At 71.6% G+C, this 19406-nt stretch carries 14 protein-coding genes; 8 read left to right on the top strand and 6 right to left on the bottom strand.

The features are described 5' to 3' along the window. Positions 1 to 44: 44 nt before the first annotated feature. On the bottom strand, positions 45 to 2456 hold the full coding sequence (locus EDC02_RS31450; protein ID WP_233606705.1) for a S8 family serine peptidase: 2412 nt from the start codon (positions 2454 to 2456) through the stop codon (positions 45 to 47). 107 nt (positions 2457 to 2563) lie between these two features. Between EDC02_RS31450 and EDC02_RS31445 the strand changes: the two genes are divergently transcribed. Beyond that, complete coding sequence (locus EDC02_RS31445; RefSeq protein ID WP_123605877.1) at positions 2564 to 4399, top strand: glycerol-3-phosphate dehydrogenase/oxidase; 1836 nt, start codon at positions 2564 to 2566, stop codon at positions 4397 to 4399. 46 nt (positions 4400 to 4445) lie between these two features. On the opposite strand, the gene EDC02_RS31440 is transcribed toward EDC02_RS31445, so the two are convergent. Then, positions 4446 to 5840, bottom strand: a complete 1395-nt coding sequence (locus tag EDC02_RS31440) for an FAD-binding oxidoreductase (RefSeq protein ID WP_123605876.1) — start codon at positions 5838 to 5840, stop codon at positions 4446 to 4448. A 99-nt stretch (positions 5841 to 5939) separates the two neighbouring features. Between EDC02_RS31440 and EDC02_RS31435 the strand changes: the two genes are divergently transcribed. Both EDC02_RS31435 and EDC02_RS31430 read left to right on the top strand, forming a co-directional pair. After that, positions 5940 to 7106 carry an aromatic acid exporter family protein gene (locus EDC02_RS31435; RefSeq protein WP_123605875.1) on the top strand — a complete coding sequence of 389 codons (1167 nt, stop codon included), beginning with the start codon at positions 5940 to 5942 and terminating at the stop codon, positions 7104 to 7106. A gap of 89 nt (positions 7107 to 7195) precedes the next feature. Further along, the gene (locus EDC02_RS31430) at positions 7196 to 9052 is read left to right on the top strand and encodes a PrsW family intramembrane metalloprotease (RefSeq protein ID WP_123605874.1); all 1857 of its coding nucleotides are present in this window, start codon (positions 7196 to 7198) and stop codon (positions 9050 to 9052) included. 47 nt (positions 9053 to 9099) lie between these two features. On the opposite strand, the gene EDC02_RS31425 is transcribed toward EDC02_RS31430, so the two are convergent. The 3 genes from EDC02_RS31425 to EDC02_RS31415 form a co-directional block, all read right to left on the bottom strand. Then, positions 9100 to 10344, bottom strand: coding sequence for a helix-turn-helix domain-containing protein (locus EDC02_RS31425; RefSeq protein WP_233606546.1), 1245 nt, complete (start codon positions 10342 to 10344; stop codon positions 9100 to 9102). After that, the gene (locus tag EDC02_RS31420) at positions 10341 to 10610 is read right to left on the bottom strand and encodes a hypothetical protein (protein WP_199757987.1); all 270 of its coding nucleotides are present in this window, start codon (positions 10608 to 10610) and stop codon (positions 10341 to 10343) included. The genes EDC02_RS31425 and EDC02_RS31420 overlap by 4 nt, the downstream gene beginning before the upstream one ends. Positions 10611 to 11075: 465 nt before the next feature. Continuing rightward, complete coding sequence (locus tag EDC02_RS31415) at positions 11076 to 12302, bottom strand: helix-turn-helix domain-containing protein (RefSeq protein ID WP_123605873.1); 1227 nt, start codon at positions 12300 to 12302, stop codon at positions 11076 to 11078. A 372-nt stretch (positions 12303 to 12674) separates the two neighbouring features. Here EDC02_RS31415 and EDC02_RS31410 point away from each other — a divergent pair, with 372 nt between their 5' ends. The 4 genes from EDC02_RS31410 to EDC02_RS31395 are packed head-to-tail and all read left to right on the top strand — an operon-like array spanning position 12675 to position 17409. Further along, positions 12675 to 13730, top strand: coding sequence for a tetratricopeptide repeat protein (locus EDC02_RS31410; protein ID WP_123605872.1), 1056 nt, complete (start codon positions 12675 to 12677; stop codon positions 13728 to 13730). A gap of 3 nt (positions 13731 to 13733) precedes the next feature. After that, a complete protein-coding gene (locus tag EDC02_RS31405) occupies positions 13734 to 14063 on the top strand; it encodes a hypothetical protein (RefSeq protein ID WP_255500596.1) in 330 nt (109 codons plus the stop codon). Positions 14064 to 14077: 14 nt separating this feature from the next. Beyond that, the gene (locus tag EDC02_RS31400; protein ID WP_123605870.1) at positions 14078 to 16342 is read left to right on the top strand and encodes a CHAT domain-containing protein; all 2265 of its coding nucleotides are present in this window, start codon (positions 14078 to 14080) and stop codon (positions 16340 to 16342) included. Continuing rightward, positions 16339 to 17409 (top strand): tetratricopeptide repeat protein, encoded by a 1071-nt coding sequence (locus tag EDC02_RS31395; protein WP_123605869.1) that lies wholly within the window; start codon positions 16339 to 16341, stop codon positions 17407 to 17409. The genes EDC02_RS31400 and EDC02_RS31395 overlap by 4 nt, the downstream gene beginning before the upstream one ends. A 190-nt stretch (positions 17410 to 17599) precedes the next feature. Here the strand turns inward: EDC02_RS31395 and EDC02_RS31390 are convergent, their stop codons facing one another. After that, complete coding sequence (locus EDC02_RS31390) at positions 17600 to 17938, bottom strand: co-chaperone GroES (RefSeq protein ID WP_123605868.1); 339 nt, start codon at positions 17936 to 17938, stop codon at positions 17600 to 17602. Between the two features lie 121 nt (positions 17939 to 18059). Here EDC02_RS31390 and EDC02_RS31385 point away from each other — a divergent pair, with 121 nt between their 5' ends. Beyond that, complete coding sequence (locus EDC02_RS31385; protein ID WP_370461588.1) at positions 18060 to 19403, top strand: AI-2E family transporter; 1344 nt, start codon at positions 18060 to 18062, stop codon at positions 19401 to 19403. Positions 19404 to 19406: the final 3 nt, after the last annotated feature.

Raw genomic sequence — 19406 nt, 5'->3', positions numbered from 1 at the left:
GCTTCCCGGTAACCGCCCTGCGGCGTTTGCCACCCGCGTGCCGATCAGCCGCCGGACCGGGCGGCCCGCACCGCCGCGTACGCGTCGACCAGGCCGGCGCCGGTGAGGTTCGCCGGGTCACCGCAGGTGTCACCGCCCCCGGTGCCGGCCTCGGCTGCGGTCTGCCGCAGTATCCGCGCCGTGCCGTCCAGATCACCGATCAGCTCCGGTTGCGCCGACCACAGCAGCGCCACCACCCCGGCCACCTGCGGGGTCGCCATCGACGTACCGTCCAGCGCCGCGTACCCGCCGCCCGGCATCGCCGACAGCACATCGGCGCCCGGTGCCACCAGGTCCGGCTTGACGGTGCCGTCCGGCGCCGGGCCCCGGCTGGAGAAGTCGGTGACCTCCCGGTCGGCGTCCACCGCGCCGACGGTCAGCACATCGGTGTACGGGGCCGGCGGGTCGTCGACCGAGCTGCAGAACGGGCCGGTGTTGCCGGCGGCGGCCACCATCATCAGCCCGGCGGCGGCCAGCGCCTCGGTGGCCGGCCGCAACGAACCCAGGTCGCAGCCTTCCAGCTCCGGGCAGCCCCAGGAGTTGGTGAGCACGTGCGGCGCGCGTTCCGGTCGCCCGTCGGCGAACGGGTCGCCCCCGGTCGGGAACGGGGCCAGCATGAACTGCAGGCAGTCCAGGTAGCGTGCCGGGTTGCCCAGGTTACGGTCCAGGTTGACACAGCCGACCCAGGACGCGCCCGGCGCGACCCCGATCGGGGTGTCACCGACGGCCGAGCCGAGCGTGTGGGTGCCATGCCCGTTGTTGTCGGTCGGCGTACCGGTGCCGTTCCACGGGTCGAACCAGGAGTCGTCGCCGCCCCGGAACCCGTCCGCGAGCGCCGGATGGTCGCCGTCCACTCCGGAGTCCGAGGCGCCGACGACGATGCCGGCGCCGTCGACGCCGAGCTCCGTCCAGACCCGTTCGGCGCCGAGCATGGTGATGTTCCACGGCGGGGTACCCGGAGCGGGCTGATCGCCCCGTTCGGGCTCGACCGTGGCCGGCAACGGCCGCAGCTGCTGGCTGATCAGCACCCGGTCGACGTCGTCCCGCCGGGTCAGCCAGGGCCGCAGCGCCGGCCCGGCATCCACCTCGATCGCGTTGACCAGGTAGTACGGCGTGTAGGACAGCCCCCACCGGTCCAGGTCGTCGCGCAGGTCGGCCTGGCTGGCCTCGGCGGTGTCGACCAGCCGTTGGAAGACCGTACGGACCCGTTCGTCGCGGGCCTGCGGCCCGGTGTCGCGCGGCACGTCGGCCAGGTCGGCCTGTTCCCGCAGCACCACGAACAGCCGTTCGCCGTGCAGTCCCGGCTGCCCGACGGCGAGGTGCACGGCGGCACCGGCCACCGCCAGCACCGCGACGGTGGCCGCCGCCACCCACCGCAGTGGCCGACCCGCCAGTCGCGGTGGTCGACCCGACGGCCGCCAACCGAGACCGAAGCCGAGGCCGAGGCCCAACGCGAGCGCCAGCGCCAGCCCGACGCCGGCACCGACCGCCGCCCAGAACGGCAGGTCACGGCCGATGGCCAGGAGCAGCGAGACCTCTTCCGGGTCGAGCAGGGCCAGCGGTCCGGCGACGGACAGCCCGGCCAGTACGCCGACCGGCGCGCCGGACCGGTCGGCGGCCCAGCTGATCGCCGCGGCCGCGTAGGCGATCGGCGGCAGCACCAGGATCGCGGCCAGCTGCCCGCCGGGTTGACCGACGCCGGCGGCGAGCAGCAGCAGCCCGACTCCGGCCACCGTTCCGCCGAGCAGGATGGTGCGCACCGCCGAGCGTCCCTGCGGGCCGGCACCGATCGCCGTCCAGAACCGCCGGGGCAGCAGTTCGGCGGCGTACCAGCCGATCGCGGCCGCCGCGGCGACGGCGAGTGCCGTCTCCACCGCGCCGCCCAGCGCACCGACCCACCACCAGGGCAGCAGCAGGACCAGCCCGGCCGCGACGGCGAGCAGGACGGCGGCCGTCCGGTCCGCCTTGCCTGACTGAACCGGCCCCGGCTCGGCCTCGTTCGGCTCGGCCCTGCGCCGTAGCGCCCGCAGCCCGGCGGCGCCGGCGGCGGCGAGCACGGTGAGCGCGGCCAGGTACAGCTCGTGGTGGACGGTCGGTACGGCCCGCAGCAGCCCGAAACCGGCGAGTGCGAACGCGGCGACCAGCCAGGCCCGGCCGGTCGCCCGCACCGCCGGTGACCGGGGCACCAGCGCCAGCAGCATGGTGGGCACGCCGACCAGCAGCGCGTTGCCGAACGCGATCAGCGGCCAGACCACCGCCGGGGTGGGCAGCCCACTGGCCAGCAGGACCTGGTCGGTCAGCCAGCCGCCGGTCTGCGCGAACACCGTCACACCGACCGACCAGATCGCGATCGCCACGGCGGCGACCGTCGGCCACACGCTGGCCGACGGCGGCACGCTGCCGGCGGGCGGCTGCATCGGGTAGGGCGGCTGCGGCGGGTAGGGCTGACCGGGATACAGGTAGCCGGGATGACCGGGCGGCTGCGTCATGTCCGCCACCATAGGCGGCCGGATACGGTGGAGAGGTGCGTGACCCTGCCGTCTCCCGGTACGCAGCCGGCCAGCTGTCCGTGACCCGCCGTGCCGCCGATCTGCGCCGTCTCCGAGGCGAGCGGTTCGACGTACTGGTGATCGGAGGTGGGGCGACCGGCGCGGGCGCCGCGCTCGACGCCGCGTCCCGCGGCCTCAAGGTGGCACTGGTCGAGGCCCGCGACTTTGCCGCCGGCACGTCCAGCCGGTCCAGCAAACTGATCCACGGCGGGCTGCGCTACCTGGAGCAGCTCGAATTCGGGCTGGTGCACGAGGCGTTGACCGAACGTGGGCTGCTGGCCACCCGGATCGCCCCGCACCTGGTCCGGCCGGTGCCGATCCTGGTTCCGCTGCCGCAGGGCGGCACCAACGGGCCACGGGCGCTGCCCGGCCGGGTCTGGCGGCGGGCCTACTACGGCACCGGCGTCGCCGCGTACGACGCGTTCGCCGGGGTGTTCGGCGGCGGCCGGGGGATGCCGCTGCACCGGCACCTGTCCCGCGAAGGCGCCCGGCGGGTCTTCCCCAGCCTGCGGTCGGACGTCGTCGCCGGTGCCGTGCGCTACTACGACGGTCAGGTCGACGACGCCCGCCTGGTGGTCACCCTGGCGCGGACCGCGGCCAGCCTCGGCGCGGCCGTGGTGACCAGCGCCCGCGCCGTCGGCCTGCTGCGCCAGGCCCGCGAGGTGACCGGGGTGCGGGTCCGGGACATGGAGGCCCGGCCCGGCGACCCGGACGCCGAATTCGAGGTACGCGCCCGTACCGTCATCGCGGCCACCGGGGTGTGGAGCGACGACGTGTCGCGGATGCTCGGCGACGTCGGGGTCCGGCCCGGTCTGCGGGTACGCGCGTCCAAGGGCGTGCATCTGGTGGTGCCCCGGTCGGCGATCACCGGCGAGGCCGGGCTGATCCTGCGTACCGCCACCTCGGTGCTGTTCGTGCTGCCCTGGGGCGGGCACTGGATCATCGGCACCACGGACACCGACTGGCGGCTCGACCGCGCCCACCCGGCCGCCTCCGAGCGTGACATCGGCTACCTGCTCGACCAGGTGAACACGGTGCTGGACCGGCCGTTGACGCCGCGCGACATCGAAGGGGTGTACGCCGGGCTGCGGCCGCTGCTGTCCGGTGAGGCGGACTCGACGTCGCGGCTGTCCCGCGAGCACGCTGTGGTCGAGCCGATGCTGGGGCTGCTGCTGGTGGCCGGCGGCAAGTACACGACGTACCGGGTGATGGCCGCGGACGTGGTGGACCGGGCGGCGGCCCGGCTCGGGGTGAGCCGGCCGTCGCGGACCGCCGACCTGCCGCTGCTCGGTGCCGACGGGTTCGCCGCGATGTGGCGGGACCGGGCCGACGTGGCCCGCCGGCATGGCGTCCCGGTCGGGGTGCTGGAGCACCTGCTGGAGCGGTACGGCACCCTCGCGGTGGAGCTGCTGGCGTTGATCGGCGACGATCCGTTGCTGGCCAGCCCGGTGCCCGGCGCACCCGAGTACCTGGCCGTTGAGATCGCCTACGCGGCCCGCGCCGAGGGCGCGCTGCACCTGGACGACGTGCTGACCCGGCGGACCCGGATCTCGATCGAGACGCCGCACCGGGGCAACGAGTCGGCCGGGCACGCCGCCGAGGTGATGGGCCGGGTGCTCGGCTGGGACGAGGCGGTGCGGGACCGTGAGGTGGAGCACTACCGGGCCCGGGTGGCGGCGGAGCTGCAGTCGCAGCGGATGCCGGACGACGCGACCGCCGACGCGGCGCGGCTCGGTGCGGCGGACGTCCGGGGCTTCGCCGCCGACCGGGGCGTGGACTGGCCGACCGACTCCGACGTCTCCGCCGGCTGAACATCCGCCCCTGCTGACCCGGCTGGTCCGTCCGGCCGGCTGCAGGTCAGAGCAGTTTGCCGGGGTTCAGCAGATTCGTCGGGTCCAGCGCCTGCTTGACCGCGCGGTGCACCCGCATGCCGACCGGGCCGATCTCCTCGGCCAGCCAGTCGCGTTTGAGCAGGCCGACCCCGTGCTCGCCGGTGCAGGTGCCGCCCAGGTCCAGCCCGAGGCGCATGATCGCGTCGAAGGCGGCCCGGCCGCGCGTCAGGCTGTCCGGGTCGGCCCGGTCGACCACGATGTTCGGGTGCAGGTTGCCGTCGCCGGCGTGCCCGACGACGCCGATCGGTACGGCGTGTTCGGCGGCGATCGCCTCGACGCCGTCGAGCATCCGGGACAGCGCCGAGCGGGGCACCGCCACGTCGTCGATGATCAGCCCGCCGTTGCCGGCGGGGAAGGTCCGCGCGGCGAGGCGTTCCATCGCCGGGTGGGCCAGCCGGCGGGCCTGCAGCAGGGCGGCGGCCTCGACCGCGTCGCTGGCGGCGTACACCTCGGCGGCGCCGGCGGCGGTGCACACCTGCGCGATCCGGTCCAGGTCGGTGCCGGCGGCGGTGCCGGTGTCGACCGAGGCGAGCAGCAGCGCGGCGGCGTCGGTGCGCAACCCCATCGGCCGGTACGCCTCGATCGCCTGCAGGTGGGTGCGGTCCAGCAGTTCCAGCAGGCTGGGGCTGAGCCCGCCGGAGGCGATACCGGCGACGGCGGTGCCGGCCGCCGCGGTGGAGTCGAAGACCGCGACCAGGGTGAGGGAGGTGTCGGCGGCCGGCCGCAACGCGACGGTCACCTCGGTGATCACGCCGAGGGTGCCTTCGGAGCCGACGAACAGCCGGGTCAGGTCGTATCCGGCCACCCCCTTGGCGGTGCGCCGGCCGGTGCGCAGCACCTCGCCGCTGGCCAGCACCACTTCGAGCCCGATGACGTACTCGCCGGTCACGCCGTACTTGACGCAGCACATGCCGCCGGCGTTGGTGGCCACGTTTCCGCCGATGGTGGACGACTCCCACGAGCCGGGGTCCGGCGGGTAGCGCAGGCCGTGCCGGCCCACCTCGGCGGCCAGGGCGGCGTTGACCACGCCGGGCTGCACGACGGCGGTGCGGTTGACCGGGTCGACGTCGACGATCCGGTCCATCGCGGCGGTGGAGAGCACCACCGCGCCGTCGACCGCGTTCGCCGCGCCGGCCAGCCCGGTCCGCGCCCCCTGCGGCACCACGGGTACGCCGTACCGGTCGGCGACACAGACGGTGGCGACCACCTCGGCGGTCGTCCGGGGGCGGACCACGACGGCCGGGGTGCCGGCGGCGCACAGGTCGGCCTCGTCGCGCTGGTGGCCGCGCAGCAGGTCGGGGTCGGTGAGCACCGCGGCGTCGGGCAGCGCCGCGCGGAGGGCCTCGATGAGGTCGGACATCTTCGCAGGCTAGCCAGCGCGGCACCGGACCGGCCACCTCGGGCGTGACCGGATGGGCAATACCGCCATAAGCGGCAAATTGCTCGGTACGCTGCCCGCATGGCCGTCGCCGGGAAGCCACCACGCGCGGCGGCGGCACCCCGCCTCACCGGGCTGCTCACGCTGACCCGCAGCCGGGTCTCCATCGAGGTCCGGGAGCGGTCCGAACGGGTCCGCGCCAACCTCGTACTCGCCCTGCAGGCCGGCCTGGCGGCGGCGCTGGCCTGGTTCATCGCCCGTCGGGTGATCGGCCACCCGCTGCCCTTCTTCGCCCCGATCTCAGCAGTGATCATCCTCAGCGCCTCGATCGGGCAACGGCTCAAACGCGCCTCCGAACTGGTGGTCGGCGTCGCGGTCGGGATCGCCATCGGCGACCTGATCATCATCACCATCGGCACCGGCACCTGGCAGTTGCTGCTGATCGTGCCGCTCGCGGTGGTGGCCGCCGTCTTCCTGGGCAGCGGCGCCGCGCTGGTCACCCAGGCCGCGTCGTCCGGGGTGCTGGTCGCCACCCTCACCCCGCAGACCAACAGCCTCTACCCGGACCGGTTCATCGACGCCATGGTCGGCGGGCTGATCGGGCTGGTGGTGCTGATCCTGCTGCTGCCGCTCAACCCGCTGGTCATCGTGCGCCGGGCCGCCGACCCGGCGTTGGACGTGCTGTCCGACATGCTGATCCTCAGCGGCAAGGCGCTGGCCGGGCGGGACCGCCGCCGGGCGGAGAACGCGTCGAAACGGCTGCACGAGGCCGAGAAGGAGCTGTCCGAGTTCCGGGACGCGGTCGAGGCGGGACACGAGACGGCGGTCCTGGCACCGGCGCGCTGGCGGGCCCGCGGCCCACTGGCCCAGTACGCGGAGAGCGCCGAGTACGTCACCCGAGGGCTGCGCAACTCGCGGGTGCTGACCCGTCGGGTGGTCTCCATGCTGACCGAGGACGAGCCGGTGCCGTCCGCCCTGCCGGAGGCGGTCTGTCACCTGGGCGACGCGGTGCGGATTCTGCGCCACGAACTCGACGCCGGCACCGACCCGGTACGCACCCGACGGCGCGCGCTGGACGCCGCCCGGTGCGCCGGCGCGGCGTACGACGCCGGGGTGGGGTTCAACGGCAGCGTGGTGGTCGCCCAGATCAGGGCTACCGCGAGCGACCTGGTCCGGGCCAGCGGCACCGAAGCGGGCGCGGTCGAGGAGATGGTCAGCGAGGCGTTCGGGCGCGACGGCCCGGAGTAGCCGGCCGGGGACGGCGGCATACCCCCGCCGGTCGGGTCCGGCGGGCGACACGCTGCCCGCCGTTGGTCGGCGCTGGCTACGCTAGCCCAATGTCCGACACTGTCCCCGGTGGTCCATCCGGCTCCCGCCCTGCGGCGGATTCGACCGATCCGACCGAACCGGTGGACGCGGTGTCCCCGCCCGAGCAGCCAGCTCCGGAGACGTCGGCGGAGCCGGTGTCTCCGGCCGACCCACCACCCGCAGCGGATCCGGCAGCTGCGGCGGAACCAGCGGCGTCAGCGGCGGAGCCGGTGGCCCCAGCGGCTGCCCAGGCGGAGCCGGCGGACGGGGTCGTGCCGGCCGGTCGGCTGCGGCGCAGCGTCTGGCTGCGCTGGCTGGCGTTGGCCGGCATCGTGGTGCTGATCGCCGGCTGCGGCGTCGCCATCCTGGTCTACCTCGGCACCGCGCTCGGCCCGGTCGCGTTGACCGTCGGCGTCATCGCGGCGGTGCTGCCCGTACCGGTGCTGGTCGCCTGTTTCCTGTGGCTGGACCGGTACGAACCGGAGCCGGTGCGCTACCTCGCCTTCTGCTTCGCCTGGGGGGCGTTCGTCTCCACGTACGCCTCGCTGAACGTGAACAACTTCTCGGCAGATCTGCTCTACAACCTGGGTTACTCGGAAGCGCTGGTGGCGGTGCTGGTGGCGCCGTTCATCGAGGAGCTGACCAAGACCCTCGGCCCGATCCTGCTGCTGCTGACCCGCCGCCGCGAGTGGTCCGGCATCACCGACGGGATCGTCTACTGTGGCATGTCCGCGATCGGCTTCGCGATGGTGGAGAACATCCTCTACCTCGGCGGATACGGCTACGCCGCCGGCGCCGAGCAGTACGGCCCGGCGACCGGCGCGCAGAACGTCTTCGCCATCTTCATCGTCCGGATTCTGTTCACCGGCTTCGCCCACCCCCTGTTCACCTCGATGGCCGGTGTCGGTCTCGGGGTGGCCGCGCGCAGCGCCGACCGGCGGATCCGGGTGCTCGCGCCGACCGCCGGGCTGCTGCTGGCGATGATGCTGCACGGGGCCTGGAACCTGATTCCGACGTTGGTCGAGGCGACCGGCCAGACCCTGATCCTGCTGTACGGCTACATCGGCCTGATGGTGCCGATCTTCTTCGGCATGGTCGGCTTGGCGGTGTGGCTGCGCAGCTGGGAAGGGCGGCTGACTGAGCGGGTGCTGCCCGACTACGTCCGGGCCGGCTGGTTCACCCCCCCGGAGGTGGCGGCGTTGGGCAGCCTGGGCCGGCGGCACTCGGCGCGCCGCTGGGCCAGCCGGGTGGCCGGCGAGCCGGGCGTACGGGCGATGCGCGACTTCCAGGCCGCCGCCACCAAGCTGGCGCTGCTGCGCGACGGGCTACTGCGCGGCCTGGAGAGCAAACCGAAGGAGCTGGCCCGGCACGCCAAGGAGGAGCAGCGGCTGCTGACCGCGTTGGCCGGCTACCGGCAGGCGTTCGTCGGCCGGGATCCGCAGGCGCCACAGGCGCTGTGGAACGGGGCGGACTACCAGATCACCTTCCCGGACGGCAGCCAGCGGCAGGTGCCCGCGCCGGATGAGCCGGTGGTGCCGATCCCGGTGGTGCTCACCGCACCACCACCACCGGCGTATTCCGGCTATCCGGGCTGGCCCGGTGCCGGGCCGGGCACCCCGCCCGGCTACGGCCAACCCCCGTTCTCCGGCTACGGCACTCCGCCACCCGGTTACGGCCCGCCCCCTGGCTACGGCTTTCCGCCGCCGGGCTATGGTCAACCGCCTCCGCCGGGCTATGGTCAACCGCCTCCGCCGGGCTATGGTCAACCGCCTCCGCCGGGCTATGGTCAACCGCCCCCGCCGGGCTACGGTCCGCCATCCGGATACCAGGTCCGGCCCGGCCACTACAACCCACCGCCGCCCGGCTACGGCCCGCCCCCGGGTTAGCCAGCGGGTGGCAGCAGCTGCAGCTGCCGAGGGAACCTCCATGACCCTCAAACCGGCCGGATGCGGGTCATGGAGGTTCCCTCGTTTCCGGATCTCGTCAGCCCGAGCGCCGTCGCCAGCCGGGCGACGCCGGCGACCTGCGGTCCGTGGCGGAAAATCTCAGCCACGAGGGTACGGGCGGAAGGCCGGGAGCGGATTTCAGCCGGTGCGACGCGGTCCGCTTCGACGAGCCACCGTCCTGCCGCAGTGAGGTCAGCGACGTCGAGGTACGCCCGCGCGGCGTCCACCAGGTACGCCGCCCGGTGCTCGGCGGGCAGCCCGCGCCATGCCTGCCGCTGGGTGGCTGTTTCGTGTCGGCGTACCGCCTGCTGGGCATCGCCCGAGTCCACCGCCGCCACGATGTGCGCCAGCTCGACGGCTGCCGGGGCGAAGCTCGCCGTCCGATAGTCCTGCCCGTCACCCATCCGGTCAGCGACGTCGGCAGCCCGGCCGAGTAGCTCACCGACGCTGTGTGTGTCGCCGCAGCCGGCGGCGGCCAACCCGGCCTGCAGCAGCAACGTCCCGTACACCGCCCGGCACTGCGTCGACGCGGCTCCACGGCTCGATGCGGCTCCACGGCTCGATGCGGCGACCCGGTCGGCGGCGGCGACCGCTGTGGTCATCGCCAGCCGGCTCTGGCCCAGCCCGCGCAGCGCCTGCGCGAGCGGCACCGCCGCCGACCCGGCCAGCAGCGGATCGCTGCCCGCCGTCGCGAGTGCCCGGTCGGCGGCCAGCCAGGCCAGCTCCGCCTCGCCCACCTTCACCAGCACGAGCGCGGTGACCCGGTACCCCTGCACCAGTAGCCCCGTCCCATGCTCTGGTCGCGCGGTGTGCAGCCGGCGTGCGGCGTCCAGCAGCTCCGGCACCGTCCGCAGCAGCCGGGGATGGTCCCCGTGCCGGTACGTCGACCAGGCATGCTCGACCCGCTGCGACACCTCCCCGGCATCGGGTGCCGGACCGGCCGGACCGGCGGCGAACACCTCGTATCGCGCGAGGGCCGCCCGGACCGCGTCGACACCGGCCGGCGCGCCGCCGATCTGCGGCTGGCCGGTGTCGCCCAGCAGCTCCGTCGGGTCGACCCGCAGCACGTCGGCAACCTGCTGGATCAGCGAGAATCGGTCCAGGGTCCGGACCCCGCGCTCGACCTTCTCCACCCAGCTCTTCGACCGGCCGACCCGGTCGGCGAGCACCTGCTGGGTCATCCGCCGCCGCACCCGCCACAGGGCCACCCGACGCCCGACCGCCACAGTCACCGGGGACCGCCGTCGATCCAGGTCCAGGAGACGAAGCGTTCGTACAGCTTGGCCGGGTCGGTGATGCCGGCCTCCTCGGCGGCGACCGTCAGCAGCTCACCGACGTCGACCGCCAGCGCCAGTGGCTCGCCCACGTACGCCTCCGCCAACTGGGTGCGGCCGGGTGGGCATGGCCACGGCGTCCCCTCCGGGCACACCGCACAGCACCACGATGGACGCAGCGGCTCGTGCACCGGCCCACCGCCACCGGCCCGGGGCTTCTTCACCGCAGGTAGTGCCGGCCGGCGTTGCCGCCCCGGCGCTCCGCGCGATCGGTCCGCGTCGCCGGCCGCCGGTCCGGCGGCGGCACCGTCCGGTCGGCGTACCGCCGCCGACCCGGCACCGGATACACCACATCGACCGGTATGTCCGCACGCTGAAACCATTTTCCGAACACAGACGCCCCCCTCGACGAGTGTGGAGGGCGGCGACCCGAGGTGGCTCTCCGTGTCGACCCCGGGCCGCCGCCCAGTGGGCGGGCCCGACGCGCGAAAAGGGCGATCACGGGTACACGTCGGGCCCAGCTGAGCGGACGGCGGGCCGGGCGGTGTTCCGCCGGTGTGATGGTGCGGGACCCGGCACCGCCGTCCTACGTAGAAGGATGCCGAGTTGATCACTGAAAGTGAATGCCTGGGTCGTGCCGGTTGTTCGGCAGACCCCAAGACCGGTACTCCAGGTGCTGGTTGTGCAGGTCAGGCGGCCTGGCCGTCCATCAATGCGGCGAGCTTCGCCAGCTCCTGGCCCATCGCCCGGCGTCGACTGGTAGTGATCATGCGGACGGTGTCGCGGGCGTACCGCTGGTGCCGCAGCCACACTGGAGCGTCGGCAGCCAGCTCGCCGAGCACCGCTGTCGCTTCCGACCAGTCTCGCAACTCGGCGTGCGCGCGGGCGACGTCGAGCCGGTGCCGCCGCCAGGAGGTGATCGGCGCACCGCCCCGGCGGACGTCGGCCGCCAGATCGAGCGCGCGACGCGGCTCGCCAGCGACCACCGCCGCCTCGACCCGCGTCATGTCGACCCTGCTCGACCGCATCCCACCGACGACGAGTAGATGGTCGGGACTGACTGGTCGGGTGCCCAGCCGGGCCGTCGCGGCCGCCGCCACGTCGAGCTGGGCGGCCGCGTCGTCCGGCCGGTTGTCCCGAGCGGAAGCAGCGGCTGCACTCACCATCAGCCAGCCCCACACCGCCAGCTCATCCGGAGTGGCCCGGGAGATCCGGGGCTCGACGCTGTCAGCGGTGGCGATCGCCAGCCGCTCAGCGTCGGTCAGCCGGCCCTGGCGCAGCAACAGCCAGGTCATGCGCTTGACCGTCACCGCGCTGAGCAGTTCGTCCCCGGCGGACGCGGCAGCATCCAGCGCAGCAGTCACCGCCTGGTAGGCGAGGTCAACTGCCCGTACCTGGATCAACAGGCTGCCGGCCACCTCATAGGCGCGGGTCAAGGTCCGGTACGCGGCCGGCCTGTTGGCGTCGTCGGCGTTCTCGACGGCGTGCCGGGCTCCGGCGATCAGCGGCGGCAACACAGCCAGCGCCGCCGCGTAGTCGCCCTGGTGGTAGGCGCGGTCCGCTTCGGCGAGACGTCCCGGCACACCCGCCGCCGGCAACGCCGGCACCTCGTCAGCGACGTACCCGGCCGGTCCACGCGCCGGGATCAACACCCGACGCAGATCGAGTAACGCCAACGGACGATGACCGGGCTCCCGACGGGCCGCCCCGGTGCTCGCATCCCCGAGCAGAGTCGTCGTCGGCACCCCCAACGCCCGCGCGATCGCATGCAACGTCGCGATCCGAGGCGTCGTACGCTGATTCGTCTCCAGCTTCCGGATCGTCTCCGTGCTCACCCCGGCCGCCGCCGCGAGCTGCTCCTGAGTGATCGACTGTCGGCGCCTGACCTGCGCGATGTTGTCGCCGATGGTGGCCATCGGGTAGCCCTTCCCCGTCAACGGTCTGGACAGCGGCACACCAGCCCGAGAAGCCCGGCACACCACCACACCAGACGGTACTCCGCCTACCCGTCGCCATCCAGGACCGCCGATCACCGTCAATCCTGATCAACTTCGTCTCTGGTGAAGCCAAGGTCAACTCGCCTGATGTCAGATCATGGTCATTCCTGGTCGCCGGATCGGTGCCGGCCATATCCTGCTGGCCGTTGTAGAGGGTTTCGCCTTGCTGGCGACCAGTGGTGGTATCGAGACGATCGCCCCACACGGGACAGGGAGGGTGCCGGGTTGAAAGCTCCAGCCTCAGCGGCATCGGACGGTCGTCTCGGGAACCTGGAAACGCCGGCTAGGTCGATGGCAACCGTCAGCCGATGGGTGGAGGTGCACCGACTCGCGGTGGCCGGTCGGGAGGCGACGATCGCCCGGAGCGTCGGGCACCAGGTGGCGAGGGTGTGGTTGCGTACGTCCCGGTTCGCCGATGTGGCGGCCCTGGCAGCCGCGACCCTGACGCTGGGCGAGGATGCGGGTGCCTTCTACGACCTAGGCTCGGCTCAGTCGTCCACCGGGCATCCTCGGCAGGCTCTGACCAGCTATGAGCAGGCGCTGCGCCTGTACCGCGAGGCCGGTGACCGCGCCGGCGAAGCGGCGACGCTCAACAACCTCGGCGGTACGCACGACGGGTTGGGGGATCGGCGGCAAGCACTGGACTACTACCGGCAAGCTCTCCTCATAGCGCGAGACGTCGGCGACCGCGCTGGCGAAGCGGCGACGCTCAACAACCTCGGCAGCGCGTACGACGGGTTGGGGGATCGGCGGCAAGCACTGAACTACTACCAGCAAGCCCTCCTCCTCCACCGGGACGTCGGCGACCGCGCTGGCGAAGCAGTCACCCTCGTCAACATGGGTCTCGTCTACAAAGGGCTGGGGGACCGAAGGCAAGCACTGAACTACTACCAGCAAGCCCTCCCCCTCCACCGGGACGTCGGCGACCGCGCTGGCGAAGCAATCGCCCTCAACAACATCGGCAGCGTGTACGACGGGCTGGGGGACCGGAGGCAAGCACTGGACTACTACCAGCAAGCTCTCCTCATAGCGCGGGACGTCGGCAACCGCGCTGGCGAAGCAACTGTCCTTATGAACATCGGCGGAATTCGCTTTAATCAGGGCGATCTTGCTAAAGCCAAGGAGGCTCTAGGCCAAGTTGTTGAGGCTCTTCTCATCATCGGTGATCGTGGATCAGAGGCGATGGCGCGGTACAACATGGCCGTCCTGCTTCGGCAGATGGAGCAGGTTGACGAAGCCATAGAGACTCAGCGCCAAGCGATCGCCCTGGCTGAGCAGACGGAGCATCCAGACCTGGACCAGATGCGAGCATTTCTCGGCCAGCTTGAGCGGATGACGGAGGGATAGGCGATGGGCACTGCCGTACTTGAGGTTTCGGGACCGGACGCCGCACAGCGGGCTGCCGAGCTGCACGGCGCTCTTGGCGTGAGTGTCCAACCTGGCGAGGTTGTGTCGCCGGTCGAGGTGCAGCGATCCGCTGAGATAGTGATCGCTGTCATCGGGCTGGTGTTCGCCGGGGTCGGCACAGCCAAGACGATCTGGGACTGGTGCCAAGCCCGGCGCCCCGACGGCGTCGCCGTCACGATCGTGCTCAACGACGGCACCCGGCTCGAAGTCTCAAACGTCAGCCAGGGCGAGCTGGAGATCGCCTTCCAGCAGGTCGAATCGAAGCAGTGCTGAGGGCGGAGACCACAATGGCCGAGCTGCACGCGTACGAGTTGGAAATCTTCGAGCAGACCTCCGACTACTCCGAGCTGCGCCTGTCGACCGGTAGCGGCCGACCCCAGGCCCGTGGCGTGGACAAGGCGGCCATCGAGGGCCTAGTCGGTGCGGTGGAACGTGACTACAGCCTGAACGCTGTGGCGCAGAACGTGTTCGGCGCACCGCAGTTGCGCGAGCTCGGCGCGAAGCTGGCCACCTTCCTCGACGGCGATGAACGATGGTTGACCCCGGTCCTGGGCAACCCTCCCGGCACCACACTGCGGATCACCACGGCGGGAAGGCTGCGGCACCTGCCCTGGGAGCTGCTCGCCGTGGACGACTCGTACCTGGCCGTCTCCGGCCACGCGCCGCTGCTTTCGGTACGGGCGGTCGGCACCAACACGGCGCTCAAGGACATCAAGCCGGCGAACCGTCCCCTGCGGGTGCTGTTCATGGCCACCTCCCCGGAAGGTGTCGAGCCGGTGCTCAACTTCGAGGCGGAGGAGGCGTCGATCCTGGCCGCCACGACCCGCACCGGCACCGAGCTGGTCGTCGAAGAAAGCGGCACCCTGGAGGGGCTCCGCTTCCTCGCCCGGGACTACGGCGACGGCTACTTCGACGTCCTGCACTTGAGCGGCCACGCCACCATCAACACCGAAGGTCAACCCGTCTTCCTGGTGGAGAACGAGTTTGGTGGGCTCGCCTACGCCACCGCTGACCAGATCGCTCAGGCCATGGCGGGGCACTGGCCCCGCCTGGTCTTCGTCTCCGGCTGCCTCACCGGCAACGCCCCCGACGCTGGTGTGTTTCCGTCGATGAGCGAAAGCCTGGTCCGGGCCGGGGCACCGACCGTGCTGGGGTGGGCGCTGCCCGTCGGTGATGTCTCCGCGACCGAGTTCGCCGCCGAACTCTACCGATCACTGGCCGACGGGCAGCCCATCGACCGGGCCGTCGTCGAGGCCAGGCAGCACCTGTACGCGCACAAGCGCGGCAACTGGCACCTGCTGCGCGTCTACGCCGACCGATCCCCGCTCGCCCCGATGGTCACACCGCTGAACACCAAGGGACGGACCCGGATCCAGCTCCGCCACGCCGACCAGGAGTTCCTCGACCCGCGGACCCAACAGTCCCGGGTAGCCGCCCGATCCGCTTTCGTCGGGCGACGGCGGATCATCCAGCGCTGTCTGCATAATCTCAAGCAACCGCTCGGTAGCGACGGCGCGGCACAGGCCCTGGTCCTGTCGGGAATGGGTGGCCTCGGCAAGAGCAGTCTCGCCGCCCGGCTGCTGGAACGCATGCCAACCCACCGGCGCGTCGTCTGGTACGGCCGCGTCGACCTGGCCAAGTTCCGGGAACTCACCGACAGGGACATCTTCGACACGCTGGAGCAGCAGATCGAGGCGACCAAACTGCTCGACAACGACCAGGCCCCGTTGCTCGCTCGCCTGCGCCGCCTGCTAGACATCGACGGGCCGCTCGGGCAGACGCCGTGCCTGTTCGTGTTCGACGACTTCGAGGACGGCAACCTCGACAAACGCGACGGCGCTTACGTGCTCTCCGCCGAGATGGCCGAGATCCTTCCCGCCCTACTTACCGCCATCCGCGACACCGGAAGCCCCAGCCGGGTCATCATCACCAGCCGCTACCGATTCCCGGTGCCTGCCGAGACGACCGTTGCCTTCGAGTCGCTCGAAACCCTCACCAAGAACGAGCAGGACAAGAAGCTGGCGAACCTGTCGAACCTGCGTCCTGGTTCCCCCCTCGACCCCGACATCCGCAGGCGCGCCATCGACGCTGCTGCGGGGAATCCGCGACTGCTCGATTGGCTGGATCTGATCGTCGCCGACACCAGCCTCGACGTCGACGGACTCATCCGTGCCGTCGAGCAGGAAGCCGACCGGTTCCGCCGGGAAACCATCCTCGCGCAGAACCTTCTGCGCTCCCAGGACCCCGAGCTGCAACGGATGCTCGCCAGGGTCAACGTCGTCGAACTGCCCGTCCCCGCCGAGACTGTCCGGTCCGTCCACGACCACCCAGATGCCGCCCGCCACACCGACCGTGCGGTCCAACTGGGCCTGATCGAAGCGGGCACCGACCCGGAAACCCGCGAACCGCGCTACTACGTCTCCAACGTCCTGCGCCCGCTCGTTCGACCCCTGCTCACCGACGACGAATACACTCAGGCCTGCGCCGCCGCCGCACGATCCCTCTACGAACTCTGGGTCACCGGCTCGGCCACGCCCGGATCGCCGTCATGACTGCTCTCGCTCAGTGGGTGGAGGTGCACCGGCTGGCGGTGGCCGGCTGGGAGCCGACGATCGCCCGCCAGGTCGGGGACCAGGTAGCGAGGGTGTGGTTGCGTACGTCCCGGTTCGCCGACGTCGAAGCCCTGGCGAACGCGACCCTCACTCTCGGCCCTGACACCGACGCCTTCTATGACTTGGGCTGGGCCCAATATGCCACCGGGCGACCCCGGCAAGCCCTAGCCAGCTACGAGCAGGCCATGCACCTCTACCGCCAGGCCGGCGACCGTGGGAACGAAGGAGCCATCCTGAGCAATATCGGCCTGGTGTACGACAATCTTGGGGATCGGCGGCAGGCGTTGGTCTACTTCGAGCAGGCTCTCCCCATCATGCGGGAGGTCGGCAATCGTGCTGGTGAAGCAACCATCCTGAGCAATATCGGCCTGGTGTACGACAATCTTGGGGATCGGCGGCAGGCGTTGGTCTACTTCGAGCAGGCTCTCCCCATCATGCGGGAAGTCGGCGATCGTGCTGGTGAAGCAACCATCCTGAGCAATATCGGCTCGGCGTCCAACGGATTGGGGGATCGGCGGCAGGCGTTGGTCTACTTCGAGCAGGCTCTCCCCATCATGCGGGAAGTTGGCGATCGTGCCGCTGAAGCAACCATCCTCAACAACATCGGCGGTGTGTACGACAATCTTGGGGATCGGCGGCAGGCGCTGGTCTACTTCGAGCAGGCGCTTTCCATCCGGCGGGAGGTTGGCGATCGTGCTGGTGAAGCAAACACTTTAAACAACATCGGCGGCGTGTACAACGGGCTTGGGGATCGGCGGCAGGCGCTGGTCTACTACGAGCAGGCGCTACCCATGCTGCAGGAGGTCGGCGACCGTGCCAGTGAAGCAGTCAACCGGTATAACATTGGGATGATCCACCGGGCGGAGGGAAACCTCGACGAGGCGATCGGCGAGCTTGAACTCGTCGTCGACCTCGACCGCCAGGTCGACCACCCGGATCTCGCATCCGATACGGCCACGCTTGAGCAGCTACGCCAGGAACGAGCAGGAGCTGAGAAAGCGACCTGATCAGGATGGGAGCTGGACGAGAGTATGTTGATTCGGCTGACTGGTCCGGTGCCCAGCCGGGTAGCAGTAACCGACCGCTGGATCGGATGCGGGTGATCTGATGTGGTGTCGGCGTGTCGAGTTGATGGGGCGTATTGGATCAACGCCAGCGCCAGCGCCAGCGCCAACGGCCGGAGCCGGAGGCAGCGAGTCAGAGGTAGAGGCCGGTGGAGTCTTCTTCGACCCGTTGGGCGGCTACCGCGTGTACGTCGCGTTCGCGGAGCAGGACGTAGCCCCGGCCGTGCAGCTCGACCTCCGAGCGGTCCTCCGGGTCGAACAGCACCCGGTCGCCGGTGACGATCGAGCGTACGTTGGGTCCGACCCCGACCGTGGTCGCCCAGGACAGTCGCCGGCCAACCGACGCGGTGGCCGGGATCACGATGCCGGCGGTGGAGCGGCGTTCGCCCTCGCCGCCTTCGAGTTTGACCAGCACCCGGTCGTGCAGCAGGCGGATCGGCAAACCGTTGTCGTGCGGTGGGTCGGCGGTCACGACCGAACCGTACCGCGTGCGTGTGCCGGCCGGTCGCGGGTGGGTCGGCCGGATGGTTGCCCGATGCCCGTACGGGGCACATCGGGGAGAGTTCAGGGAGGTAGCGGCAGCAACGACGGACATGTGCCCGTTACCGTGTACGCACCGATACTCGACTCCGGGGGTTCGCTTGAGCCGGCTGCAACAGATGAGAGGGCGGCTTCGCCAGGCGTACGAGGCCGGGCGGGAGTCGGTGCGGACCGCCCGGGAGCGGGAACGGTCCCGCCGGGCCGCCGCGGCCGGCGCCGCCGACGAGTTGGCCGGCGCGGGTGCCGACCCGGGCGCGGAGACCCCGCCGCCGGGCGCCGGACACCTGTCGACCACGAGCCGCGACGACGCGGACGTGCCGCACGCGCTACGGATCGCCGCCGCCTGGTCGTGGCGGCTGATCGTGATCGGCATCGTCGGCTGGGCGTTGCTGCGGGTCATCGGCGACGTCCGGATCGTCATCATCCCGTTGCTGGTGGCGCTGCTGCTGGCCGCGTTGCTCGCCCCGGCGGTCGGCTGGCTGCTGCGGGCCCACGTCCCGCGCACCCTGGCCACGGCGGTAGTGCTCATCACCGGGCTGGCCGGGGTGGTCGGCACGCTGACCCTGGTGGTCAACGAGTTCATCACCGGCCTGCCGGACCTGAGCGAGAAGGCGTCCAGCGGCATCGGGGAGATCCAGCAGTGGCTGCGCACCGGTCCGCTGAAGCTCGACGACGGACAGCTCGACCAGTACGTCGAGGCCGGACAGAACTGGATCAACGAGAACACCCAGACGTTGACCAGCGGGGCGGTCTCCACCGCAGGGACGGTCGTCGAGCTGTTCACCGGTGCGCTGCTGGTGCTGTTCTCGACGTTCTTCTTCCTCCGGGACGGGCAGCGGATCTGGCGGTTCCTGGTGGGGCTGTTCCCGACCGGTGCCCGGTGGCGGGTCGACGACGCAGGTAGCGCGGCCTGGATGACCCTGGTCGCCTATGTCCGGGCGACCGTGCTGGTGGCGTTCATCGACGCCGTCGGCATCGGGATCTTCCTGGTGCTGTTCGACATCCCGTTCGCGTTCGCGCTGGCCGCGCTGGTGTTCCTGGGCGCGTTCATCCCGATCGTCGGCGCGACCCTGTCCGGCGCCGTGGCCATCCTGGTGGCCCTGGTGGACAGCGGCTGGGTCACCGCGTTGATCATCCTGGGTGCGGTGATCGCGGTGCAGCAGCTGGAGGGCAACGTCCTGCAGCCGTTGATCATGGGGCGGGCGGTGGCGATCCACCCGCTGGCCGTGGTGCTGGCGGTGACCTCCGGCGTGGTGCTGGCCGGCATCGTCGGCGCGCTGGTCGCCGTACCGCTGATCGCGGTGCTGAACACGGCGGTACGCCGGCTGGCCCGCCGCCGGCACGTCCCGCCGCCGCCACCGCCGGAGTCCGTGGTGATCGGCACCAGCCCCCCGTGACCC

The organism is Micromonospora sp. Llam0 (assembly GCF_003751085.1).
Taxonomy (GTDB): Bacteria; Actinomycetota; Actinomycetes; order Mycobacteriales; family Micromonosporaceae; genus Micromonospora_E.
Note: the sequence above shows the minus strand (reverse complement) of the source record. Positions and strands in the feature narration are given on the sequence as shown.